Consider the following 24,750-nt stretch of genomic DNA (forward strand, 5'->3'; position numbering starts at 1 on the left):
TACGTTTGTTTTTTCTATTTCATTACAATAAGCTACTATTTTTATTTGCTACTAACAAAATAGTCATGTTGCATCCACCCTTATGCTACTATGAAAACTTTCATTTTATCTTCTTCACTCACCCCATCACTTTGAATACACCCATGATAAACTATGAAAATTAGGAAACACCCCATAAAATCCTTAAGATTTCTTAAGTTTTTATAAAAAAAGCTTATGGAATCTATAATTCCATAAGCCATTCTATTTAATTGGATGTTCAACAATAAAGGACATCCAGCCTTCTTTAAATTCTGCATGTATATTACCATGATGAAGTTCAACAATTCTTTTTGAGATAGCAAGCCCCAGACCATTTCCCTGGTCATCTTTTCTTGCCTTGTCCCCCCTGAAAAACCTTTCAAACAATTTATTTGGATCACTAACAGGCGGTTTCTCGACTTTATTTGACACTTTCAAAATTGCTTTGTTATCCATTAATTCAAGACATACGGATAATTCGGATGGTTTCATGCTGTACTTTATCGCATTCATAAACAGATTTTCATATACACGTACCATTTTTTCTACATCTATGAAGATAGGTATTGTTTCTTGTGTAATTGATTTTTGAACGATTAAGCTTTCCTTTTCAAATATAGGAATGTATTCTCCAACTATTTGCTCCAACAAACCTGATAAATCAACTTCATTAAGATTTAACTTAGCATCTATGCCTGATAAACGAGTATATTCAAACAGCTCATCAATTAAATATTTCAGTCTCTGTGACTTTGAATAAGTGGTTTCAAGGTATTCCTGTAATTGTGTTTTACTGTTGTATTGCCCTCTTTTTAATAAATCTATATAGCCAATAATAGATGTTAACGGTGTGCGTAAGTCATGAGATACATTGGTGATAAGTTCATTTTTTGTACGTTCCAATCGTCTTTCTTGTTCAAATGTATTTTCCAATTCCTTGGACATATAGTTGATATTTTGAGCAAGTTGGGTCAATTCGTCCTTCCCCTTAATCCCAATTGTCAAACCCAGTTTTCCATTTGCAATATCATTTACATTATCCGAAATGAGCTTCAAATATGCTATTTTCTTTCGAACCAATATCAAAAAAATTATTATAAAGTTAAAGATTGCGAACGCGAATAAGAACAACAATGCCAAATTGAATTCAAACATACCAAATTCTTCGTGTTTTATAAATAATGGATCTATGACGTATGCCAAAATGAGGATTGTTAAACCAAATGAAATAAAAAAACTAACTGCAACAGCACCAAGAAGTTTTATAATGATCTTATTTCTAAAACTAACATTCTTCATATTTTATATCCAATTCCCCAAACAGTTTTAATATAAATAGGATGTTTAGAGTCCTCTTCAATTTTGTCTCTTATTTTTGTAATATGCACCATGACGGTATTATCTGATTTATAAAAAACCTCTTTCCAAACTGCTTCATATATTTTTGCAACACTCAGGACAATCCCTTTGTTGCGGACAAGTAATTCGAGAATAGCAAACTCTTTTGGAGTTAACCTTGTTTCTTTTCCTCTTACCCATACTTGACATGTATCTGTATTTACGGTTAAGTCACCAATTTCTAGAATGCTTTTATTATGTTCTATTGGCGTATTGTATTTTTTAAATCTTCTTAATTGGGATTTCACTCTAGCGATTAATTCTAATGGGTTAAACGGCTTTGATAAATAATCGTCTGCGCCAGAGGCTAGACCTTGAATTTTGTCTATATCCTCAGATTTTGCAGATAGCATAATGATAGGCATATTACGATCTTCCCTAATTTTCATACATGCTTCAATGCCATCCATATTCGGCATCATAATATCTAAAATAATTAAATCAAATTCCTTTTCTTCTAACAGTTGTAAAGCTTGTATAGCATCTTCCGCCTTTTGAGTTTTTAGGCCTTCATTTTCCAGGTATACAGAGATAAGATTTCTAATTTCTTTATCATCATCAACAATAAGAATTTTTGACTCCATTTTATTCCTCCACATTAAATGCAATAAGTATCCAATAAAGCATATATTTGTTGTTACTTAATTAATAAACTTAATAGAGATTGTTTCTATCTTTTTTCTTTACTTAAGACGATTCTTTGTAAAATACACAAAAAGACCGTCACAGTATTGTGACGGAAAAACAGGAAAATTTCAATAACTAATTACTATTATTATTTATTTTTAGCTTTTAAGGCATCTAACACTATTTTGGTTGCTTCTGCAATAAGCTTATCATCGTATTTAGCATCCTCTTTATCATGATTAGAAAGTATCGCAAGAACAATTGGCTTTTTATTTGGTGGCCAAATAATTGCGATATCATTTCTGGTTCCATAAGATCCCGAGCCAGTCTTATCAGCTACTTCCCATCCTCCTGGAACTCCAGCACGAATTAAGTTGTCCCCCGTAGTATTCCTTTTCATCCAATCTATTAATAAATCCCGTTTCTCAGTTGAAAGTACATCTCCTAGCGTAAAAGCCTGAAGACTAGTAGCTAATGCCTTTGGGGTACTAGTATCATGGGCGTCTCCTGGATGCACTTCGTTTAACTCTGGTTCAAAACGTTCAGGATTTGTAACGGTATCCCCTATTTCTCTCAGTGATTTTTTGAATTCACTAGGTCCACCTAATTGTTTAAGAATAAGATTTTGTGCAGTATTATCACTATATCGAAGGGAAGCATCTGCAAGCTCTTTCAGAGTCATACCTGTATCAACATACTTTTCTGTAATTGGATTGTAATTAACAAGATCTTCACGAGTATACAAAACTCTTTGATTTAGATCTTCTATTGATTTCTTTTGTAAAAGTACTCCCACAGCTAAAGCTTTGTGGGTAGATGCGTATGCAAACCGTTCATCTGATTGATAAGTAACGGTTTGATTCGTATCAGTGTCCAATGCATAAATACCGAGTTTAGCATCAAATTCTTTTTCAAGTTTAGCAAAAGAATCATTACCAGTAGTTTCTTGTTTGATTTGATTTGTTTGTTTCGTTTGTTTAGGTGATTCAGATTGAGTATTACTATCAGAACAGCCTATAAGCGTTGCACATGAAAGAAATACTACAGGTACTATCTTTTTGTAATGTAACATGTTAAAAAACTTGTTTAAGACTATCATACATTTTCAACCTCTTTCAAGAATATATGGTTTTTCTAGGTGTTTACATACCGATACAATTAAAGCGTGTATCGGATATCACTCTTCTTGCGTCTCACTTTTCATAAAATGAGCGAACTATCATGAACACCTGTTTTATACGTATACTTAATAGACAACCTAAGTAACAATTTTGTTCCATAAATAAGAATCTTGAAAAAGAACTGATAGAATCCTCTATTACGATTCCCTTATACTATGATACACGTCAAATTCCTTTTTCATCAGATTTAACGAATATTAAGATGAAATATTTTGGGTATGTGGATTTTTCTCAACTTTGGATAAGACCTTTAATTTAAAATTCACAAGAAACCTAATCCACTTGTAATAATTATCACCCTATTTAATTTCATAGAAGGTATACCTAATTTGATACATTCCTCCAGCGATTTGACACTATGCTAAAAACTGTTCAGCCAGTGTGCAAAAGTTTATTTTAAATTTCAAATTTCGTCAAGAAATTGGTTAACACCTTGCCCATCAAGCTAAGATTATATAGCTTTGATTTCATATGAGATTTTTTCTTTTTCTACGGTATCAGTCCCGCTTATTAAAAATAAGAAAATCCCGTATTCAATAAAAATACGGGATTTTTTTATTTTTAATTAACACTTATTCGAAAGAAGTTCATTCGTTACATATTACTTATCTAATTAAGAAAAATTCATATACCAGCCCAAACATCTTTTCCATATCGCCCTTCATCTTGCACACGATCCAGCCAATTCCTTGCTTCTTGTTCACTGACTTCATGAATTTCTTGATATGCTTGACAAAGTGTATCTTCTACATCCGGAGCCATTTTACTTCCATCGCCACATATATAAAGATGAGCTCCATTATCTAATAACGTAATTAAATTGATTCTATCTTGTTTTATTAAATGCTGTACATATGTTTTAGGATATCCTTCTAAGCGAGAAAAAGCTGTGTGTAAAGAGATTAATCCATCTCTTTCATCATTTTCTAGTTCTGTACGATAGAGATAATCCTTTTCAGGATGACGACAACCAAAATATAGATGTGCTTGTCCTAAGTTAATACCTTTTTGCTTTTGAACACGACGCGCTTGCAAGAATCCACGGAATGGTGCAATTCCAGTACCTGGTCCAACCATGATAATTGGTGTTTCTGGATTTTCAGGTAATTGAAAGTTTGATTGTGGTGTTCGAATGAAACAGATAATCTCATCTTTACTATGACGCTGAGCTAAATAATTAGAAGCGACTCCTTCATATGTCCCTACCCCACTCCATGCAGGTGCATTAACAACACCAACCGTAATGCTCAGACGATCCTGTGCAACGAGTGGAGAGCTTGAAATAGAATAGTAACGCGGTTTGAGCGCAGGAAGAAGTTCTAAAAAGCGTTCAAATCGGAGTTCACAAGCCTCATACTTTTCAAGAAGATCCAACATTGACATACGTTTCTTTAATATTTGTTCATGATAAACTCCCTCTTCCAATAATGATTCCAATTCCTTTTTATGAGGAGGGCATGCTGTGAATGTCACCATTTCTCGCATTTGTGCTCGAGTGGCTGCTTCTTGAACTTCTACACTATAACTAAGAAGGTCAAATAAACTAACAGGACTGTCTAAAGGTATGTGATTTACACTTCGTCCACTTGCACTCAGTATGACTTGATCCTTCCCATTTAATCCAAAGCGTTTTAAAATTCGGTTGACATTTTTCTCACTATTAATTGGCAGCACCCCAAGGTGGTCACCTTCTTGATACGTAGCGCCTTCTGGCAAGGATATCTCAATATGTCGCGTGCTTCTTTCACTGCTAGATGATTGAAGTTCACGATTCTCCAATATAGATGCATAAACTGCTTCATATGTTCGCGCAAGAGGCGATCCTCCAAGACGACTAACAAATTGTAAACTTAATGTACTGCGTTCTTTCTCAATGTTTTTGTTAAGTTCCAATCCAAATGCCTTCATCGCATCAGACCACATACTTTGTTTCCATTGCTCGAGCTGTTCCTCGAAATCACCACTTGCATCCGCTTCTCCACGTGTAGAAAATCTTGTTGCTCCTTTTTGAGCCATTTGCTCATCAATATATCTTGGAATCCGCTGATAAGTACTAGCCCAATTATGATCTCCACAACCAAAAACTGCGTATTGAACACCTTTTAGCTCATCCGGTTTTAATTCCTCCAACCATTGCACAAACTGCCCTGCATTACTTGGTGGTTTTCCATTATAAGAAGAAGTTACAATAAGAACCGCCCCTTCTTTTGGCAGACTTCCAATTCGATCGTTAAGAGCTACCACTTCCGTTTGAACACCTTCTAAACTAGCTGTATCTGCTAGTTCTCTTGCAATACCTTCTGCTACCCCAGTATCCGAGCCATACAGAACAAGAAGCGAAAGATTATCGGCTCCAATAATAGAAGGAGTCTTCTGAACTTGCTGTTCGATTTCATGGTTTTTCAGTTTCTCCTCTATAGGCGCAAGAACAGTAGTATGGCTAATAGTTTGATTTCGGGGTAGAATCCTAATTTTAAAATCACCAGGCTTTAGCGTTAATGTTTGTTTTACGTCCAGCTGATAGTCTTGATAATCAATGAATTCGAAATGTTGAAGAAGCATTCCCATTACGAGTGTGGCTTCATGAAGTGCAAACTGCATACCGATACATGCTCGTTGACCATTTCCAAATGGTTTATAAGCATGATGAGGAACCTTATCCAGCTCTTCAAATCGTTCAGGTTGGAATTCTTCCACATTGTCTCCCCACGCATCTTTATCCCTATGTAGCTGTGGAATAAGAACAGAAATACGATCTTCTCCTTTCTTAATTGGATATTTCCCACCAATCACTGTATCTTCTTTTGCATAGAGACTGAACGCTGGAGCGGTAGGCCATAGACGTAGCGATTCATTTAAAATCATCCGGATATACTTAAGTTTCATAACTTGTTGGTATGTTGGAGTAGGATCTGTTAAAACCCGATCTACTTCTTCATAGGCTTTTTTCAATTTATCTGGATTCTTTAATAAAAAATAGATTGCAAAAGATAATAATCCACTTGTTGTTTCATGCCCTGCTATTAAAAAAGTGATAATTTGGAAACGAATATTTTCATCATCTAATTTTTCACCAGTTTCCGGATCCTGCACATTTAACATACGGGAAAGTAAATCATTTTCTTCCTGATTTCCACTACTTTTACGTTCAGCAATAATATTATCTACTAAAGAAAACATAGATTGAATATCATGCTGAAATTGACGTTTCGTTCTCCACATGAGTTTATCTTCTATATCCAGCCGCTGTAATTGGTGCATCGCCTCATCTAGAGCACGGCTCATGCTAGTAATAAAAGGATGAGAGCTCTCACGATAAAAGCTATTAAATCGATAATTAAAACCACATAGACCAATTGTATCCAATGTAAGGCGAGTCATATCCTCAGGAACATCCACATTTTCATTCGGATTAAGTCGTGCCCATTTTTGAACGAGTTGTACGGCAATATCGACCATCATGGCATGGTAATCTTTCATTGCCCGTTGGCTGAATGTAGGCATTAAAATATTATGAGCTTTTTTCCAGTTAGGCTCTTGAGTCTCGCTTGTAAATAATCCATCTCCAGCAAAGGCACGAACTTTTGCTAAAGCACCCTCTATACTTTTATCGAACCGTGTTTCGTCACAGACTTCTGCTACCAGTTCATGTCCAGAAACGACAATGATAGCATCACTTAAAGTTTGAATTCGAAAAATGGGACCATACTCTTCCGCCAGCTTGATAAACGATAAGGTCGGTTTATCTTTATCGATTAATGGGAGATTACCCAGCGGTCCATATGTTTTCGGTTGAGGAATGGCAGATACTTTTTTTTCCATTAAAAACACCCTTTCAAAAAAACATGAAATAAAACATCCCATTCAATAAAAAGAAGATAGCAATGAATCGCCTGGGATAAAAATATGTAATTGATTACCTTATTTTATCTTTTCCCTAACTATTCACGATTATGATATTGCTTATAAAGTTGGTAATCTAAATTGTTTGTTGCTATTACATTTATAGCTTGCAGAAAAAATACTAAATAAAAATGAAGCGTATTATTATAATGTTTATCAGAAATTGAGAGCTAAAGGTTGTAGTATTGGGAAAACCAGTAGTTTCTAATGTCAATTCAAACAAATACGATAAGTAAGTATACTGTGTTGCTAATGAAAAAGGATCTGATATGAATATCAGATCCCTTTTACTATATATAATTATTTCACTGATTCTTTTCCAGATTTAAATACCAGCGCCTTAGCAGCAGAAATTTGCATTTCTTCATAGTCTAACTAAACAGTAAAAACTTATAGGAATCATGATCTAAAGTTTTATTTTACTCTACCGATTTAACCTCTCGACAGCTTCCGCGCTTGTATCTACACGTTTAACGAAAAAAACTAATAGTAGTGCAACAATATTCATGCCAAGCGCTACATAAAATGAATATTGAATTCCAGATAATAAAGCCTTCTGAGTTAACATTGCCTTCGTAGCTTCTGTGAAGGTTGTTGGATCTACATCAGCCATTAGACTTTCAGCTTTTGTTTTTGTTACCGAATTCATAATCGTAACAAGGATAGCAGTACCAATTGAACCGGATACTTGTTGAGCTGTATTATTAACAGCTGTACCGTGCGGATTTAAGCGCGTTGGCAATTGATTAAGACCATTTGTCATAAGTGGCATCATCACCATCGCCATCCCAAACATCCGCAGTGTGTAAATAAGAATAATATGCGTGTGACTAGAGTCGAGTTGCAGATTTGCTAGCATATAAGTTGAAACGGCTGTAATGGAAAGTCCTACTATACCAAGAATGCGAGGGCCATATTTATCAAATAGTTTACCTGTAATTGGTGACATAACCCCCATTATTACCGCACCTGGAAGCATCATCAGCCCAGAGCTCAGCGGTGAAATACCGCGGACGTTTTGTACATAAGCTGGGGTTAAAATCATACCCGAGAACATGGCCACTGCGTTAACAATCGCAATTACAGACGCAAGTGCAAACATTGGGTACTTATAAACACGTAAATCCAATAACGGTTCATTCATTTTTAATTGACGTATAATGAAAGCAATTAGGGCAATAGCGCCTATGATTAAGGCTGTTAAGACCACTTTATTCGTCCAACCATCGGAACTTGCAGAACTGAATCCATATAACAAACCGCCAAAACCGACAGAAGATAATAGTAATGAGAGATAATCAAGTTTTGCATTTTTGTTTTGTTTCATGACATTCTCCGACTTCCAAATCCCTAACAGTAAGCTAATGATTGCTAACGGTAAAATCATTTCAAAAAGCAAACGCCAGTCATAATACTCTACAATATAACCTGATAGTGTCGGTCCAATTGCTGGAGCTGTAATCATAACTAATCCAAAAATCCCCATCGCTGTTCCCCTTTTTTCTCTTGGAAAGCTTACTAGCATAATATTCATTAACAAAGGCCCCATGACTGAAGAACCCGCTGCTTGAACCATCCGACCAGTAAGTAATAAACTAAAATTCGGTGCTAAAGCCGCTAAGGCCGTACCAAGTATAAAAATCAACATAGATATAATAAATAAGCTCCTATTGGAGAAGCGGGTTATTAAAAATGCTGATGCCGGAATTAATATACCACTTACAAGCATATATCCTGTAGAAAGCCACTGAATCGTTGAATAATCTTTAATGTCTAAATCCTTCATTATTGATGGCAAGGCAACATTTAAAAGCGAGTTATTTAGAAATGAAACAAATGCTCCAATAAAAAGGATCACAAGCATTAAATATGGTGGCTTTCTTTTATGTAATGTTTCACTCATATATTCATTTGCCCCTTCATTATAAATTCCATTAATTAGTTCAAATCTTTTGCATATCTGCTCAAGAATACATTATCCTTTCAGTATTTTGCCAAACTCTTCGAATGGATATTCTCTTTTTATTAATTCTACTTGCTCGACATAACCTGTTAAAATTTTTTTACTGATTAAACCTTTATAAACACGTTTGTTAACCGAAATTAAATTAGGCTGAATTAAACAAAAGGAGCAACTGAAAATCCCCTTCTAAAATAAAGTGACACTTTAATCAGTCGGACTTTTACAGACAGCCGCTTTCACTGAATTTTGAGGGGGTGGTGTCTTATGGCCCACAAATAGCAGGATAAATATGATCACACACCCATTCCTTTCAATACAGGCTTGTAAATCTAGTTATGTAACCATCCATAAAAAGGAATATTACATAGGCTAAGTCTAACATTACATTTTTAAAGTGAGGGGAATAAACTTATGTACCAATATTGGTATTTGAATTCAGAGGGAAACGGAGAGCAATATACTAACCAAATTGCAATGTCATCATTATATTTACAGCCCCAAATAGCTAAAGCTGAGGGAATGAATGATTTGAAGATTCCTGAGAATTGGAGTTGTCGAGGCTATCCATTTGGTTGGGATTCACCAGCCAATTATACGGGTTTCAATCCTCAAACTCCTCCCTTCTCTTTAGGTCAGCCAATCCATTATGCAGGGATGATGCCACAAGGACATCCCGCTAACTGGACTCCATTACAAGGCTATGTAGGTAATTTTCAAAAACCTCCCTCCCCCTGGGCTCAACCATTCAATCATACAGGGATGTTCACACAAGGTCATCTTGCCGCTTTACTATCGCACCAGCCAAGCCTTTTCATTTTAATACCAATAATAACTGGGTTATTTTAGGAAACCCTCCAGGATGGGGAGGACAGGTAAGTCCTATGGGATGGGGAAATAACGGTCAGCCAGGAATGCTTGGAAACTTACTAACAGTAGGAAAAGGCACCATGAATGGAATCGGAATGCTTAGTAGTCTAATCGGTATGGGGAAGTTCTTCTTTTAGTTAATTAGAACGGGAGGATAGGTCCATAGCTCAAACATGCCCCCTCAATGTATTTATTGTACGCTTCCCATACTCCCTCCGAGTTCATTTCCTCTCCTTTCAAATTATAAATACATCTATTACCTTGTATGTGATAACTTGATAGAGGTGTGGTGACATCAACAAAACGCAAATTTCGTCCGCTAAGCAAAACGCTACAAAAAACCGGCTCCTTTACGAAAGAACCGGTTTTTTGTAGCGTTTATTTATTTGAAAAGTAGTCAAACCTTTTTTCACTAGTTAACACTTTGAACACGGCCAATTTGTCCATCTTGTAATCGAACTTTAATGCCGTATGTATGTGTTTCACTATGTGTTAAAATGTCTTTCACAACACCACTTACAGTTTTGCTATAGTCATTATCTAATTGAATAACTACATGTGAACCAACTGAAATTTGTGATCTTGTTGGTTTCCCACCTGTAGCTTGTGTTGTTTTTTCTTGTTTTTGTGTTCTCTCTTGTTGTATAGACTGTTGTTGCTGAGTCTTCTGCTCTTGTTGTTTACGCTTCTCTTCTTCTACTCTTTGCTGTTCTTCTTGTTTACGCTTCTCTTCTTCTACTCTTTGCTGCTCTTCTTGTTTACGCTTCTCTTCTTCTACTCTTTGCTGTTCTTCTTGTTTACGTTTTTCTTCCTCTACTCTTTGTTGCTCTTCTTGCTTACGCTTCTCTTCCTCTGCTCTTTGTTGCTCTTCTTGTTTACGCTTCTCTTCTTCTACTCTTTGTTGCTCTTCTTGCTTACGTTTTTCTTCCTCCACTACTTTTTTATCTTCATCTATTTTTTGCTCATCCTCTGCTACTTTTAATTTTTCTTCATCACCTTTACAAGCACTTAAAGCCATTACACACAAGCTCATAAGTACACATAATAACAATTTCTTTAACATTAAAAAATCCTCCTATATATACATCACAAATTAATAACTTTCATAGCATAACAAAAATATATGTATTTCCTTGTCAAAATTTGTCGTAAATATTTAATTTCTACTAAAAGACTGACACTGCAATAAAAGCGGAAATTATTATATCGATTCGTGCACAGGAATTACGTTCGTTTGCTAATCATGTGAACTTAATTAATGAAATACAAGGATAAACCTTCATCTTATGTATGAAAGGATCTTTCAATTAAAGATCCTTTTATATCGCTCATTTAACTAAATAGATTGGTTAATTACATAACGCTTTTCTAACTTTCCTTGCGAAGCTTAGCGGATCATCAACGTCTTGGATATTAACGTAAATTAAATTCGGCTCATCACATAACCACTCATTGTGTATAGACGAAACGATTATTCCTTGTTTAATAATTGTAGCAACAAACCCATTGACTTCTCTTTGCAATAGCGCCACCCGGCCTAAACATAATGCTCGTCCAGTTTTATTATCTCGTGATTCGAATGAGAAGGAAGTTGTTACTCTAAAACGTTTTCCTAAGATAGTTGCTTGTATTTCATCCCGATTTATTGTAGCCACGCATTTTCCACCGGCGAACCCTTCTTGGCCACCTATAATTCTCGCAAACTGTTGACAAATTAATTCATCATTACACGCCATACCTTGAATCATCCCCCCTTTTACTATTAGGTTATGAATAAATACTTAGGTCTGAAACGGTAATAAATCTATTCTATTACAAAAAATATTATCGAAATCTAACGAAGTCTATTATATGGTAAGGCATTTTTAGAGAGCACAAAAAAAAACACCCTAAGGTGCCATCCTCCGACTTGAGAATCATATCTATGTATGGAGAAATTTAGAAAAGAGAAGGTTCTAACTATAATTTACAAAGCTATTATGCCATGAATTACATACATATTTCCTTATTTACTGGGAGCAGAATCCCGTTATATTACTTTCTGATCAGTCTCGTTAAAGCCATCCCAATAAACCCAGCCCCCATCCCTATTAACCATCCAGCATGCGTATCGCCTAATATAGATCCCACTCCTCCGCCAAGAAACATGCAGCCAACAAATACTAATCCTCCAATTCCCCAATTCGGCCGTTCCATAGTCAATCATATCCCTTCAATAAAACATATGCTTTTAGCTACCTCAACTTTCTTGCATAGGATGGTTAATTTTTTTTGCTTAAGTTTAGCACTATCAGGGAATTCAAACGATGTGGAGATTGGCCAATTTGAATGAATTGCAGTAGGAGAATTTCATTTTTTCATATTATAATAACTTAAGAGTTGTGGAACAAATTTTTCTTCAACTAACGAGTTAATAGAAGTATGGAATTTCCCCGCAATTCAGGACTCATCCCATCGCTATCAAGTTAAGAAAAGCAAATCCCCCAAAAACGAAAATTATATGCATCATTGACTACTGTTAATAGGACGTTATGTCATACAATGGAGTTAATATTAGAAAACTGTGAGGATGGTTACGTTGATAAAATTTGTAATTAGTTATGCTGCAAGTCTGTTTGCTTTTATTTTTGGATGGTTCTTGATTTCATATATTTTTCATCCTAGCTTTATTCACCCGAACGTTGTATTAGGGTTCATTAAAACGATCGTCACTTATGGAAGTATACCCGTTCTTATAGCCTGTCTAATTGGGGATGTGTTATACAGGAAAATCAAACGATGTAGAGAATTTCAATTTGGAATTCCTATATTTATAGGACTAGCAGTTATCTATACACTTATACCATTTCTTTTACTTTTTCCTTTTAATTTTTCGCACTTCTTTGATTTCGTTGCACCTGTTATTATGGGGGCCTTATCTTTTTATTTAATACGTAGAAAAATATAATTAACTTCCGTTAACGAGAATGATGTAAATGAGCTGCCCATATAGGCAGTTTATTATATTTTTTGCTTAGCGTAATTTTTTTCCGAAATGCTGACGGGAGTACCCTTATATAGGGCTTTTTCTTTTTTCTCAATAAACCATATAACTTAACATGGTAAAATAATATTTGGATGGGAGTCCAATACATATGATGGTTCAAGTCGGAGGAAGGCACCTTAAGGTGTCTTTTCTTTATAGAGGGCCCGTCCACATTTTAACGAAAACATACGCTAAGCAAATTTCGACCGTGCAGAGCAACTAAGCCAGCTACACGATAAAAGGAAATGTAAAGCTTACTGATTACTTCATGAAGTTATAAAATTAGGACCTTACATATTAGACATATCTAAAATGTAAGGTCCTTTTGTTTACTAGTTCACTTACCTAACCTAAAGATAAGTATGTGGTCCTTTTACAATTTGAATTTCTTTTTAAGCTTCTTATATTTTCTATACGAACGTCTAACAATGTTTAACATAAAATACGGTACTTTAACAGGGAAAGGAAATTTATAAATGAAAGGCAAATAAAATGTAAAATATGCCTTTTCTATGTCTCTCCACTTACTATCTTCTTTTGTTTTTAAGAAATCAGATACATCGACTACATATCCCCTTCCCTTTTCCATCATCACGTTTTTTCCGTGAACATCACAAGGAGTTAATCCTTGATCCCTTGCATACTCTAAAGCTTCATTGATATCAAGGATCACCTGCTTAGGAATTTTAATCCCTTTATGAATAGCATCGTATAAGGTAATTTCTTTTAAACGTTTCAATACTATGAAATTTTCTCCTTTATATATAAGCTTCGAATAAGAAGGATGGTTTCCGATTCTTCGGTATACTTCTGACTCTTTTTCAATTCCTTCTCCTTCTCGCGCGTAAACTTTCACTACCCAATCTTTGTATTCTTTATGCATAAATACTGCGGCATAATTACCCATCCCTAAACACTTCCAAAGTCTAGGAATATCTTTAACTACTACAGGCTCGAATTCATCCTCACTTCTAATGCTTACCTCTTTTAATAATTCGTCCTTTATCAATCCCACAAAACTGTTTATACTCATCATTTCCACTCCGGTTTTGCTAAAAGGGGTACCACCCACATTTTAACGAAAATATACACTAAGTGAATTTTAGCATAAAACGAGTCATCTTTTTTCTTAAAATAAAAAGATGACTCGTTTTATTTGAACTGTTGAATACTTAATATTTATTCCACTATTCATAACTAAAAACCTTACAAAACACAAATTTTTTCCAACCATTTACGTATTTTCATTTTTTCAAAGGCAACCGTATAAGAGCTTTTATTAGTGCAAGTTCTCTTCGTTCATTGGCCATGCCAAATCTATGTTTGTTCATCGTATAAGTATAACTAAACTTTTCATCTGGATCGACAAAACAGAATGATCCTCCTGCGCCTCGGTGCTGTACAAAACACAAAATTATCGTTCTGGGGGTGGTATGAGCCTTTAACTTGATGGGTATGGGCTATATACCCTATCTATACAAGTATTGTCTACATAACGCATTATTAGTAGTAGTAAAAAAACTAAGAAAATGTAAAGAGATTTCTTTTTACATTATTACTTCAGCTTAATTACTAACATGTGATTAGCGTTCTTCTGAAACTCATAAGATACTTTTACTTCTTCAATCGAACGAACATGTTCTTTTAAGTCGTTCATCAATTGAGATAATTGATCATATTTCTTTCCATATAAATCTGTTAAAGGAAAAATACGAATTTCATCTTTTGTTACACGTATCAACTCTTTTAAACTATTTAAGTGGAATTGATAATCTAAACGATCAGAATACATGAACAGCAAATGTGCACAAACTGTCATATCAAATTGTTTATTTTCAAATGGTAAAACAGGCAAAGTAACAGCCTGATAATGTTGAGGATTTTCTCTCATATCCTGAACACAATCTTTTAAAGCACGGCTTCTTTCTTCTTTTAATGCATCAATAGACGAAAAATACTCCCATACATAGTTTCCTGATGCTTTTTCCATATGTTCTATAGTATGTTCAATGTCTTCTAATCCTTTTTGTTCCAAGTCAATTACCTCATGATAATAAGCAATATCACAAGACGTAGAATCAATACCTAATTTATTGGCATGTGCAGTAAAAGAACATGCTCCGCCTGCACAATCTAAAACTTTCATATTCTCTAAATTTTCAGGAGATAAATCAAACATTTTAATGTATTCCTCAAATGTTCTCCCAATAAATACAATACGATTAATATCTAACTTTAAATTTTTTTCAATTATATTCATCGTATCTCGCCTCTTTTTTATCCAAATATTTCAACCACCCTTCCATTTTATCTTTTTCATATAAATTTCGCGATATAAATCTAGTGCCTTCAGTTAACATAACCATCTTATTAGTATTCAACAATGGATAAAATTTTCATTCTGAGGGTAGTTATATTTTCTTAGCTTGGTAGCGATGTGGTACTCCCCTTTTATGGGCTAATCTTGAGAAAATATTAATTCGATTGAAAAATAACATTTTTTCAAATTCCTGTAATTATAATTAAAGGTATTCTGTTAGCCTTATACAGATGTATCCGTCGATTGATTCCATGTATGAATCTAGTTTGGCTATCAATAAAATATTCCACATACCATTGAAAAAGGGGTAGCAGTCACAACAAAAGAAGCTAGTTTAATTCCGCAAACAAACTGGACACTAAAATATGTAGATAGCTATAATTGGTACAATTTAGGTACGTATGCCTTTGATGGAAACAAAGACACATTTTGGCATACAAACTGGAGCCCCGTAGCTCCAATGCCGCACGAGATTCAAATTGATTTAGGTGCAACCTATAACCTCTCCAAATTTAGCTATCTGCCAAGGCAAGATGGCCAAATCAACGGAACGATTAAGGACTATGAGCTTTACGTCAGTAGTGATGGAGCGAATTGGGGAACAGCTGTATCTATAGGTGCTTTTGCCAATAATACTAATTTGAAAGAAGTCAGCTTTGCAAACAAGACAGGTCGTTATATTAGACTACGTGCATTAAGCGAGGTAAACAATAATCCATGGACAAGTGCGGCTGAAATCAATGTATTTGGAGTGGCTCAATAATATATTTGTGAGGATATCTATTTAAATCATTGACACGCTATTTCAGAAGGTTATCATCCGCTGAAAGTTTCGTTCAGCCTTTGATAACCTCCTTATTTTTCCAATATGTAAAAACACACAGATTGATAAAATTGAATTACTTAGATTAGTTTAAATTTGAAACTTGTTAGGGTTTATTTCTTATGCAAATATTTCACTCACCTATACTTGTCTTTTAGAAAAAAGAAACAATCTCGCCTAAAATTGAATTTGCATGAGCTTAGCTTGAAAGCAATGGGGTAACACAAATAAAACGCAAATTTCGTACGCTAAGGGGGAATCGGCTTTTTACTGTTAACTCGTTTGTAGTAATCGAAGGAAGATTACATTTATAAGTATGGGTTGAATTCATACATTTGTTACTGTCTGTATTGAACTAATTGATAATATGAGATACCAAAAACATCCTGCATGTTTGAACCATGCAGGATGTTTTTTTAGTCTTTGTTTTTCATAATGTAAGAAACCAGTCGAAGGATCTCCAGGTATAGCCATACTAATGTCATCATAAGCCCTACTGCGCTGTACCATTCCATATACTTCGGTGCTCCACTATGAGTACCATGTTCAATTGAATCAAAATCTAGTAACAAATCTAATGCAGCAACAATAATTACAATTGTACTTATTATGATACTAATTGTCCCACCTTGGTGAAAATATGGAACAGTCACCCCTAAGATGCCCAGTAAGAAAACAATAAAATACATAATAAGAATTCCAAGTGTTGCAACCGTTACAACCGCACGAAACTTTTTAGTTACTTTTACTATTCGAGTTGCGTATAACACTAACATGGCAAATAAAATCGAAATTGTTAGTAATACGGCAGTTAAAGCGATAGAATCACCAAAACGCAGTGTATAATATGCTGAAATACTTCCTAATAAAATCCCTTGTAATACTGCGTAAATCGGTGCGCAAATTGGGGATATGCGCGGAATGAATATAACTACAAATGCGACAATTAGAGTAACTATTATAATTCCAATCAACACGGGTATTTTCATTTCTCCTTGTATCATCTGTACGTATGAATAAACAGATGATGTAAGAAGTAAGATAAGCAAAACGAATGTTTTTCCTATCGTTCCGCCAATAGTCATTGTAGCAGCATTTGTCTTCTCTTTATGAAATTTGTCTTTTTTTAATATTGGATTAGTTGTTCTCATTTCTTCCTCCTAAATAAATTCTACCTTTAAAGTGGAACTTTATATTTCTAATTTTTTATCAATGATACGTCCTGTAATAGCTGTTAGGGCAATTATGAATAAGCAAGTAAAACATACATCTAAAATAGTGAATCCTTCACTAGGATACAGTGATGTGTCAATAAAACCATTTTTATCTATGAATCCCATACTCTTTATGGTGATTACATATTTCTCTAATTTACTTAAAACATCCAGTACTAATGTTTGGATTGTTAAAAATAAAGCGAAGAAAATAATCGATATAACCATCTTACTCATTGATGACTTTATAGGAATCAGCTTTGTAATTACCATGATGAAATAGCAGGAGATTAATATACTCATGAAATCGATTCCCCATAATAAAACAGAAAGTATGTGATGAAGAAATCCATATGCATATAACTCATGAAATTCTTGTTGGTATCCCCCGACTACTTTTCCACCGTAGGTACTTTGGGAGAAATAGTATAGAAAAATTAAGCCTATTACTAGTAAAAGAATAAACATTAACGTGAAAAAGAATAAATTTGCATATATATATTTTTTTCCTGAGATGGCTGTATAACGTATCATAGTATTTTTTAGCATTTTATTGAAAGATGGCAAGGCTATTAAAATCAGTAAAAATGCAGTGCTACCTATTATTGAAATAAATATACCTAATGTTATATCCTTTGTAAGCTGATTTGTAACCTTCGATAGTCCCATCATATTAAATAAAAGAAGTAACGAAATAGTAATAAATCCAAAATAAAAGACGGCTATCTTTTTTCTATTACAATTAAATAAATAACGAAAAAGTGGATTCATTTCTCAAAAACCTCCTTAAATAACTCATGTACTGCTTTTCCATGGTGAAAACGAATTTCTTCTACATTTTCATGCAATACAATACTCCCGTCTTTTAAAAAGATTACCTCATCAAATATATTTTCAATTTCCTCTATTAAATGAGTCGAAATAAGAATGGTACTATCTTCACGATAAAAGTTAAGAATTAAATCTAATACATGCTTTCTAGAAACAAGATCAATTCCACCTAATGGCTCGTCTAATACATATACCTTTACTTTCCTTGAAAAGGTTAATATTAGCTGTAATATCCCTGTTTTCCCTTTTGATAAGATGCTTATATTCTCCTCTAGCGGGATTTTAAAGTTAGCTATTAATTCTATTGCTTGTTGTAGATCAAAATCAACATACATATCTCGATAGAACAGCACAGCATCTTTTACAGTCATCCATTTTTCAAAAACAGGACTATCGGGCATAAATGAAACGATTTTTTTCGTTTCTAATCCCACCTTTTTATCTTTAATTGTAATACTTCCTTTAGAAGGAAACCTTAAACCAGAAATCATTTTTAAAAATGTCGTTTTTCCACTACCATTTTCACCAACAAGACCGATAATCTTCCCTTCTGATATTGTTAAGCTTACATCTTGAATCACTGTTTTTAAATCATATCTTTTCGATAGTTTTTCAATTTTCAATAATTCTTTCATTCATTTCCCTCCTTTTTCTTTTCCAAAGAAGAACGGAGTATTGAGAGAACCTCTTCTTCCATAAATCCTAAGTTATTCATTCCATTTATAAAATTATCAAGCAACTCTTTTGCCATTTCTTTGCGTATCTCTGTAATTTTTTCTTCATCCATTGTTACAAATCTTCCTGTTCCTCTACGTGTCTCAGAAATACCTTCCAGTTCTAGCTCTTGGAACGTACGTTGAATTGTATTTGGATTCACTTGTAATTCACCCGCTAATTCACGTACAGCAGGAATTTTATCACCTGGCGCCAAACGTCCTGTTACAATTTCTTTTTTGATGTATTCGATTACCTGAACATAAATGGGGATATTAGGAGAAAACTCAGTTTCCATTTCTTTCCTCCTCTGTATTAGTGTACTAGACAAATAGTACACTAATACAAATTATATGTAAATAGTTATTTTGAAAACTATAATAAATAGTAGGAATGTATAAAAAAATAAATAGAGTCATAGAAAAGGAGAAAGGCGGATTCCTTATGAGAGTAGGGATCTGCCTTTTTCTTGCTACCAATAACGGTAATTATGTAAATGAGCTGTCCATATGGACAGCTCATTGTATTTTTGCTTAGCGTGGTTTTTTTGATGCATGTTGATCGTTTTTATCGTTTTGGGGTAACTCGTCCTTGTTAGCTTGATGGATATGTGGTGTTACCCCATCGCTATCAAGCTAAGATTATACAATGTCAAGTATAGTAGAGATTATTTCTTTTTTCTAAAAGCCAGGCTTAGAGAATTTAAAGGTTTGCATGCGAAATAAACCCTATCGGGTTTCATTTTTTGAATTAGGCCGCTTGATCTTCAGAAATGGTATAATTGTAAACGACACCTAATATATCAAAGACCGTTTTTTTCTCATATCGATGAGATTTCCGCCCGTTTTGCTGTAAGAGATTGAACAGGCGAAGTAATACCTTTGATAGCTCTTGGGTGTTTTTTTGTATAGTTTGGAATAGAAGAAGAAAATAGTCTTTAATCATATATATGGATTTACAGTCACTAAGCTCTTTTTTTTCTTCGTGAGGAGCAATTGGCGCATTTTAAACATAATAGAGGAACAAATTAGAATGGCAATCAGTTGCCCCTACAAATGGCATTCCAATCGCTCTCGTTTTATCTTTTTACAATGATGAATGTGAAAGAATGATTTCCACGTTTTAAATAAAATTTCGATTTTCCAATGTAAAGAATACCAATCATGTACTTGTCCCATCGGGACAATATCTGTAGAGGTGTTTGTCATATATACATTGATACCACTGAGTCGTTTACTACGAGGAGAATACTTCATTCCTTTCTTTTTTTCTCTTACAGTTTGATCTTGTAATCGTTTTTGTTGTTGTGCTTTTGTTAGTCGATGAACAATCACACAAGTTGGCACTTTATCAGTCATCAAAGTTTGTCCGCATCAGGATCTAAAAAATGAGTCCAAGTAATTAATGCTGTCAACATAACAAAAAGAGTCCTGATTGATACGGACTCTTTTTTGAGTTTTTAAAAAAGTAAACTTTTAAACACATAATTACATTTCTATTATTTATTTCACCACTTGAACAGATGCTGGTTTCCACCCCTGATTCTCTACCCAATCAATATCAACCTTATATTTTTTATTACTTTGCTTATCTCGTACATTACCGTAGGCTTTATTATCACCATTATTCCCAATAAAATCGAAAATCAATTGGCTCTCTGGAACATCAACAGCATAAGAAATTGCTTTTTTCATCTCACTCCAATCTACTGTTCCTTCTTTAAATTTCATTTCAGGTTTTGCTCCTTGCACTGTACCAATTGGCTTCCAAGAAGGATTAGTTTGAGAACCCTTTTCTTGAGATGCTGTTTTTTCTCCCTCTTTATTTTCATTTCCGTTCATTTTTGCCGATTTTTCTGCTTTTTGTTTCTCTTCTAACAGTGCCGCTTCTCTCTCTTCACGATTCTTCTCTTCTAACAGTGCTACTTCTTTCTCCTCACGATTCTTCTCTTCTAACTGCACTGCTTCTTTCTCTTCACGTTTCTTCTCTTCTAACTGCGCTGCTTCTTTCTCTTTACGTTTCTTCTCTTCTATCTTTGTTGCTTTCTTTTCTTGGGCAATTGCTTTCTTTGATGTATCAGAAGGGGAAAACAACTGGTATGTCACTATACCAACTGTCACTAATACCAAAGTAAATGCAATATTAAAAACCACCTTTTTACGACGATTTTGTTGTTTTTCTTGAAACCTGCTTACTTGTTCCATTTTTTAAACCCCCGAGTTTATTTTCTCTTCTAATCTTTATGCATTATCCTTATAATTCTTAATATTTTTATTAAACGATGGAAATAAATCACAATTCCCATACAAGATTTCATATCATAATAAAATTTGTGTTGTTTCAAGCATCTGACATATGTTATTCAAAAATATTTTAATACATTAAAAATTGATAAACTTCTGTTCGTAAGAAACCTTCAATTTTATTCAAAGGTGATTCCAATTACGTCCACATTAGATCTCCTGTAGAAATCTTTTTAACAATTAAGCCTCTCCTTCCCTTATTTATAATTTTCAAATTAAACTGCCCTCTATTGTACAATAAAGATGTGTTGTTTTCTACTGGGGTATGTCGTAAAATCAAAAGGGATTTTATCTCTTTTACCTTTTTTTCAGAGTAACTTTCACCACTAGGAAACTCTATTATTCCTAATGTAATCTTTAATTCGCTTTCATCAAAAATCCAATCCTTATTAAGTTCCCTTATCTTTTGTATAAAGCTTCTTTTGGTTTTTCCTATATAGATCAATGTTTCATTCTTAGCATATACTCTAGAGATTGCAAATATTCCCTTCTTAAAAGCTTCTTCTCTATTATAAAAATCATTTAAACTATACAATCCATACCATTTAATATGTACTGTTTCTATTAATCTCACCTCATTTTTAGATAATATTATAATTTCCGAATGTTCAAATTATTATGGATACATAGCCTTGATTACTTGAATTATAAATAGTGCTTTTCAATAATACATTTTATTATTACTAATTTCAATAATGAATATGTATATCTCATCATGAATTTCCTATCATTTGTTTCGTCAAGTAAGGCTCATAATTCTCTTCGATAATTTTATCGTTCTGTGGTGGGAGAATCCTTGTACAGGGGAAATAGCGGGTCAGCCGGATGAGTTGATTTTTCGTTTTCTAAATACCTTTTCTTAAAATGATATGCGGTGTTTTCACGTAGGACGTCATTTGCATAGAATAGCGTACTTTTTTGGGGAAATTCGAAAATAACACCTTCACAGGAGTCAGACACTTGTCGATAAGCACCACGCCCCCTCTTTGATACATTAGCATTTCAAATGCCATGCCATGCCATGCCATCCCATCCCACGGTTTCCTAGTCCCATTGTTATTCCTCGCTTCCTACTTGTAAATTTCTACTTCAATAAAATATGCAATATTTCATATTTTATTATTATAATATTACTTTATTATTTATCACTTTCGATTCTATCATTGAAATTCATTAATAAACCAACATTTGTAATTTAATTCCTGATGTTTAATTCTGTTATAACACATTAATTTTATATATTAAAATAACCATACTGGAATTTCTTGTTCTGTACATCTATACTTGTTTTGTATATTATATAGCGGAAGAGTAAGGTAAGAGTTACTCTTTGCCATTTTAGGAAAGGGCCTGTTGGAGACAACAGGTCCTTTCTTCATAAAAGGATTATTTTGTTTTAATTCCATTTACTCTTTGCTAAAATTTAGTAAAAAACATCATGTTAATAAAGGAGCAATCATGAAGCATACTATAAACTTATGGTCTTTTATTTTTTCATTTATTTGTGTTGGTTTACTTATCCTATACTTTGAAAATGAATCTATTAATACAGCGATGAATTGGAGTTCTACCGACCCAATAATTTTTTTACTAATATTAACAGCTTGGACATTCATTGGTGGCCTTATAGGAATGAATACGCCAACTACTGCAAAAACAACGATTAGAAGTATAATTACAATCACACTTACATTGTTCTTACTTTTGTACTTAATATTAATAGTGTGTTTTAAGTATCTTTAATCGCATCGTAATTATTAAATTCGTTTTTTGGATTTTAATAGAATAAAACTCAATATTCCGTCAATACTGTATATGACATTAGATTTTCTCCTTGTTCCCCCTTGGAGAACCGAGCAGTTAGCTTTTGCTAGCTGCTCTTATTTATTGTTTGGTTTAAACCATCCTTATTCTTTTGTTTCATCCATTAACTTTTCTATCGTGATATCTGTTTTCCCTAATATATTTTCCAGAGTTTTATTAACTGTCCATATCTGTGATCCGCTTAATCCACGTAATGGCGCATCAATCATAGACATTGACAAGCTCAAAATGTTCTTTTTAAGTTGTTCGAGTTGTTCTGTTTCTTTCATATCCATTCCCTTTTGTATTAAAATGAAATTTTCATTATAAATAATGAACTTTCAACGTTACTCAATTGTAAATATACATACAATACTATTTATCCATAAAGGGGCGTCTTTATATGAATCCATATCAAAGAATATCTTTAATAATGGTTATTTTAGTACCACTTCTTTTCTTAACTGTCACCCTAGTTACTGGTCGATGGGGGTTCTTCTTTTGAAGCCTACTGCCTAGTTTTATAAGTGGGATAATAGCTTTCACCTCTTTTAAAAAAACACGACAGTAGACAAAAACTTTAATATGCAACCGCCAAAATAGTGATCTGCTCTTTTATTATTACTTAGCCATTGATTCATATTAATTTCACCACTAAACTTTAGTATAATGAGATGGAAAAATTCAAAACGTTTTAAAAGTCCCACCTCTTTTCAACTCGCCGCTATCCCATGATGAGACTCCCTATACGTATTTAAAAACTCATCAATTACTTTAACTTCGCGTTCTTCATTTATAGTATCTCTTGTCCTAGTGAAAATTCTCCGAATGTGTAAGTTTGAAAACATCACGCTCTGGAATGTGTTTGTATAGCATGTTTTCTTCTTTGACAAGAATATCATAAGAATGATAGTCGTGTTCAATCGAACCGCCAAAATCTCTAATGTCAATTGTTCCAATGAGAATCTGATTTCCGAATTTAAACGATACTTTTTCACCCAATTGAAATTTCATTTGTGGAAAATCTCTATCCTTTTTCCAATACATATGTTTCACTCCAATCATTTTTAAATACCGAGATACCTATATTAGTTTTGTTCTAGGAGTACTATAAAATGTTAGCTTGATGGGCATGTGGTACCACCCTTTATTTCATATAAAATTAGGTTACTTAGATTTTTTCAATTCTTTGTTTGCTTTATCTATTAACTTAGAAGCAGTCTCTAATCTTTCAATCCCACCATCAACTTCATATTCTTTACCCTTATCTAAACCTTCTTGTATGATTTCCACCCCATCTTTTACATGAATCATCGCTAAACCTACATTATGTTGTACTGGGTGATCTTTTACTTCATACTCTAACTTACTTATTTTGTCCACTAACTCTAAATAAGGTTTAGATACTTCTTTTAACTCTTCTGACTTTTTCTTCATTGACTTGCTACTTTTTACAATACCGTCTATTTCTTTAGATTGTTCGGAGAAATCTTTCATTAAATATGCTAGGTTCTTACTGAAGTCTTCTTTTTTATTCTGTTTAACAGAAGCTTCCATTGCTTCATCTTTCTTAACCTTAGTCTCACATCCAACCCCAGTTAACATTAACATTGGAACTACTACAAAAGATAAAATCTTACGTTTAATTGACATATACCCCTCTCGAAAAAATTGTAAGGAATTAACATATGAACCATAACATAAATTGCGTAAATAGACTATAAAAAAATAACGATTCTTACGATAATTTTCGAGTG

The 24,750-nt window shown here is 33.8% G+C and carries 20 protein-coding genes and 3 pseudogenes; 3 read left to right on the plus strand and 20 right to left on the minus strand.

Annotation, left to right across the window (positions count from 1 at the left end):
• Positions 1-243 precede the first annotated feature (243 nt).
• The 5 genes from FS802_RS12450 to FS802_RS12470 all read right to left on the minus strand — a co-directional run bounded on the left by FS802_RS12450 (position 244) and on the right by FS802_RS12470 (position 9,033).
• Positions 244-1,320: a HAMP domain-containing sensor histidine kinase gene (locus FS802_RS12450; RefSeq protein WP_098653510.1), complete on the minus strand. Its 1,077-nt coding sequence runs from the start codon at positions 1,318-1,320 to the stop codon at positions 244-246.
• Positions 1,317-2,003, minus strand: coding sequence for a response regulator transcription factor (locus tag FS802_RS12455; RefSeq protein ID WP_000444079.1), 687 nt, complete (start codon positions 2,001-2,003; stop codon positions 1,317-1,319). The genes FS802_RS12450 and FS802_RS12455 overlap by 4 nt, the downstream gene beginning before the upstream one ends.
• A 191-nt stretch (positions 2,004-2,194) precedes the next feature.
• The gene (gene bla, locus FS802_RS12460; protein ID WP_060486487.1) at positions 2,195-3,145 is read right to left on the minus strand and encodes a class A beta-lactamase; all 951 of its coding nucleotides are present in this window, start codon (positions 3,143-3,145) and stop codon (positions 2,195-2,197) included.
• A 706-nt stretch (positions 3,146-3,851) separates the two neighbouring features.
• Positions 3,852-7,049, minus strand: coding sequence for a bifunctional P-450/NADPH--P450 reductase (gene cypD, locus FS802_RS12465; RefSeq protein WP_000412784.1), 3,198 nt, complete (start codon positions 7,047-7,049; stop codon positions 3,852-3,854).
• A gap of 505 nt (positions 7,050-7,554) precedes the next feature.
• Positions 7,555-9,033, minus strand: coding sequence for a DHA2 family efflux MFS transporter permease subunit (locus tag FS802_RS12470; protein ID WP_098653509.1), 1,479 nt, complete (start codon positions 9,031-9,033; stop codon positions 7,555-7,557).
• A gap of 471 nt (positions 9,034-9,504) precedes the next feature.
• On the opposite strand from FS802_RS12470, the pseudogene FS802_RS12475 reads away from it, so the two are divergent.
• A pseudogene (locus FS802_RS12475) lies at positions 9,505-10,097 on the plus strand (hypothetical protein).
• A gap of 275 nt (positions 10,098-10,372) precedes the next feature.
• Here the strand turns inward: FS802_RS12475 and FS802_RS12480 are convergent.
• From FS802_RS12480 to FS802_RS31040, 3 genes are all read right to left on the minus strand, one after another.
• Positions 10,373-11,023, minus strand: a complete 651-nt coding sequence (locus tag FS802_RS12480) for a YwbE family protein (RefSeq protein ID WP_144525048.1) — start codon at positions 11,021-11,023, stop codon at positions 10,373-10,375.
• Positions 11,024-11,309: 286 nt separating this feature from the next.
• Positions 11,310-11,696 (minus strand): DUF1259 domain-containing protein, encoded by a 387-nt coding sequence (locus FS802_RS12485; RefSeq protein ID WP_002096475.1) that lies wholly within the window; start codon positions 11,694-11,696, stop codon positions 11,310-11,312.
• A 298-nt stretch (positions 11,697-11,994) separates the two neighbouring features.
• Entirely contained in the window at positions 11,995-12,156 is a 162-nt protein-coding gene (locus tag FS802_RS31040; protein ID WP_000441003.1) for a hypothetical protein, read from the minus strand.
• A 373-nt stretch (positions 12,157-12,529) separates the two neighbouring features.
• On the opposite strand from FS802_RS31040, the gene FS802_RS12490 reads away from it, so the two are divergent.
• Positions 12,530-12,907, plus strand: a complete 378-nt coding sequence (locus FS802_RS12490; RefSeq protein WP_088107094.1) for a hypothetical protein — start codon at positions 12,530-12,532, stop codon at positions 12,905-12,907.
• A gap of 451 nt (positions 12,908-13,358) precedes the next feature.
• On the opposite strand, the gene FS802_RS12500 is transcribed toward FS802_RS12490, so the two are convergent.
• Positions 13,359-14,018, minus strand: coding sequence for a protein kinase family protein (locus FS802_RS12500; protein ID WP_000026519.1), 660 nt, complete (start codon positions 14,016-14,018; stop codon positions 13,359-13,361).
• A gap of 522 nt (positions 14,019-14,540) precedes the next feature.
• The gene (locus tag FS802_RS12510) at positions 14,541-15,245 is read right to left on the minus strand and encodes an SAM-dependent methyltransferase (RefSeq protein ID WP_088107093.1); all 705 of its coding nucleotides are present in this window, start codon (positions 15,243-15,245) and stop codon (positions 14,541-14,543) included.
• A 367-nt stretch (positions 15,246-15,612) separates the two neighbouring features.
• Here FS802_RS12510 and FS802_RS12515 point away from each other — a divergent pair.
• Positions 15,613-16,068 (plus strand): annotated as a pseudogene (locus tag FS802_RS12515) (discoidin domain-containing protein); the annotation flags it as partial.
• Positions 16,069-16,544: 476 nt separating this feature from the next.
• Here FS802_RS12515 and FS802_RS12520 read toward each other — a convergent pair.
• The 10 genes and pseudogenes from FS802_RS12520 to FS802_RS12580 form a co-directional block, all read right to left on the minus strand.
• The gene (locus FS802_RS12520; RefSeq protein WP_098251551.1) at positions 16,545-17,279 is read right to left on the minus strand and encodes a Bax inhibitor-1/YccA family protein; all 735 of its coding nucleotides are present in this window, start codon (positions 17,277-17,279) and stop codon (positions 16,545-16,547) included.
• A 39-nt stretch (positions 17,280-17,318) separates the two neighbouring features.
• Entirely contained in the window at positions 17,319-18,113 is a 795-nt protein-coding gene (locus tag FS802_RS12525; protein WP_098653508.1) for an ABC transporter permease, read from the minus strand.
• The gene (locus FS802_RS12530) at positions 18,110-18,808 is read right to left on the minus strand and encodes an ABC transporter ATP-binding protein (protein ID WP_000661363.1); all 699 of its coding nucleotides are present in this window, start codon (positions 18,806-18,808) and stop codon (positions 18,110-18,112) included. The genes FS802_RS12525 and FS802_RS12530 overlap by 4 nt, the downstream gene beginning before the upstream one ends.
• A complete protein-coding gene (locus FS802_RS12535) occupies positions 18,805-19,185 on the minus strand; it encodes a GntR family transcriptional regulator (RefSeq protein ID WP_000447078.1) in 381 nt (126 codons plus the stop codon). The genes FS802_RS12530 and FS802_RS12535 overlap by 4 nt, the downstream gene beginning before the upstream one ends.
• A 452-nt stretch (positions 19,186-19,637) precedes the next feature.
• Positions 19,638-20,245 (minus strand): annotated as a pseudogene (locus FS802_RS12540) (transposase); the annotation flags it as partial.
• A 144-nt stretch (positions 20,246-20,389) separates the two neighbouring features.
• Positions 20,390-21,091 carry a YrrS family protein gene (locus tag FS802_RS12545; protein WP_000438682.1) on the minus strand — a complete coding sequence of 234 codons (702 nt, stop codon included), beginning with the start codon at positions 21,089-21,091 and terminating at the stop codon, positions 20,390-20,392.
• Positions 21,092-21,329: 238 nt separating this feature from the next.
• A complete protein-coding gene (locus FS802_RS12550) occupies positions 21,330-21,764 on the minus strand; it encodes a hypothetical protein (protein ID WP_002096472.1) in 435 nt (144 codons plus the stop codon).
• 1,333 nt (positions 21,765-23,097) lie between these two features.
• Positions 23,098-23,283, minus strand: a complete 186-nt coding sequence (locus tag FS802_RS12570; RefSeq protein WP_000665244.1) for a hypothetical protein — start codon at positions 23,281-23,283, stop codon at positions 23,098-23,100.
• Positions 23,284-23,803: 520 nt separating this feature from the next.
• Positions 23,804-24,040 carry a hypothetical protein gene (locus tag FS802_RS12575; RefSeq protein ID WP_000289868.1) on the minus strand — a complete coding sequence of 79 codons (237 nt, stop codon included), beginning with the start codon at positions 24,038-24,040 and terminating at the stop codon, positions 23,804-23,806.
• Positions 24,041-24,160: 120 nt separating this feature from the next.
• The gene (locus FS802_RS12580) at positions 24,161-24,646 is read right to left on the minus strand and encodes a hypothetical protein (RefSeq protein ID WP_000023748.1); all 486 of its coding nucleotides are present in this window, start codon (positions 24,644-24,646) and stop codon (positions 24,161-24,163) included.
• Between the last annotated feature and the right edge of the window lie 104 nt (positions 24,647-24,750).

Origin of the sequence: Bacillus sp. DE0042, from assembly GCF_007680225.1 — a bacterium.
Lineage (GTDB): Bacteria > Bacillota > Bacilli > Bacillales > Bacillaceae_G > Bacillus_A > Bacillus_A wiedmannii.

Bases quoted from the DNA above. Each gene is read 5' to 3' on its own strand.
- FS802_RS12450 (WP_098653510.1), bottom strand. From the start codon at position 1,320: ATGAAGAATGTTAGTTTTAGAAATAAGATCATTATAAAACTTCTTGGT.
- FS802_RS12455 (WP_000444079.1), bottom strand. From the start codon at position 2,003: ATGGAGTCAAAAATTCTTATTGTTGATGATGATAAAGAAATTAGAAAT.
- bla (WP_060486487.1), bottom strand. From the start codon at position 3,145: ATGATAGTCTTAAACAAGTTTTTTAACATGTTACATTACAAAAAGATA.
- cypD (WP_000412784.1), bottom strand. From the start codon at position 7,049: ATGGAAAAAAAAGTATCTGCCATTCCTCAACCGAAAACATATGGACCG.
- FS802_RS12470 (WP_098653509.1), bottom strand. From the start codon at position 9,033: ATGAGTGAAACATTACATAAAAGAAAGCCACCATATTTAATGCTTGTG.
- FS802_RS12480 (WP_144525048.1), bottom strand. From the start codon at position 11,023: ATGTTAAAGAAATTGTTATTATGTGTACTTATGAGCTTGTGTGTAATG.
- FS802_RS12485 (WP_002096475.1), bottom strand. From the start codon at position 11,696: ATGGCGTGTAATGATGAATTAATTTGTCAACAGTTTGCGAGAATTATA.
- FS802_RS31040 (WP_000441003.1), bottom strand. From the start codon at position 12,156: ATGGAACGGCCGAATTGGGGAATTGGAGGATTAGTATTTGTTGGCTGC.
- FS802_RS12490 (WP_088107094.1), top strand. From the start codon at position 12,530: ATGGTTACGTTGATAAAATTTGTAATTAGTTATGCTGCAAGTCTGTTT.
- FS802_RS12500 (WP_000026519.1), bottom strand. From the start codon at position 14,018: ATGAGTATAAACAGTTTTGTGGGATTGATAAAGGACGAATTATTAAAA.
- FS802_RS12510 (WP_088107093.1), bottom strand. From the start codon at position 15,245: ATGAATATAATTGAAAAAAATTTAAAGTTAGATATTAATCGTATTGTA.
- FS802_RS12520 (WP_098251551.1), bottom strand. From the start codon at position 17,279: ATGAGAACAACTAATCCAATATTAAAAAAAGACAAATTTCATAAAGAG.
- FS802_RS12525 (WP_098653508.1), bottom strand. From the start codon at position 18,113: ATGAATCCACTTTTTCGTTATTTATTTAATTGTAATAGAAAAAAGATA.
- FS802_RS12530 (WP_000661363.1), bottom strand. From the start codon at position 18,808: ATGAAAGAATTATTGAAAATTGAAAAACTATCGAAAAGATATGATTTA.
- FS802_RS12535 (WP_000447078.1), bottom strand. From the start codon at position 19,185: ATGGAAACTGAGTTTTCTCCTAATATCCCCATTTATGTTCAGGTAATC.
- FS802_RS12545 (WP_000438682.1), bottom strand. From the start codon at position 21,091: ATGGAACAAGTAAGCAGGTTTCAAGAAAAACAACAAAATCGTCGTAAA.
- FS802_RS12570 (WP_000665244.1), bottom strand. From the start codon at position 23,283: ATGAAAGAAACAGAACAACTCGAACAACTTAAAAAGAACATTTTGAGC.
- FS802_RS12575 (WP_000289868.1), bottom strand. From the start codon at position 24,040: ATGTATTGGAAAAAGGATAGAGATTTTCCACAAATGAAATTTCAATTG.
- FS802_RS12580 (WP_000023748.1), bottom strand. From the start codon at position 24,646: ATGTCAATTAAACGTAAGATTTTATCTTTTGTAGTAGTTCCAATGTTA.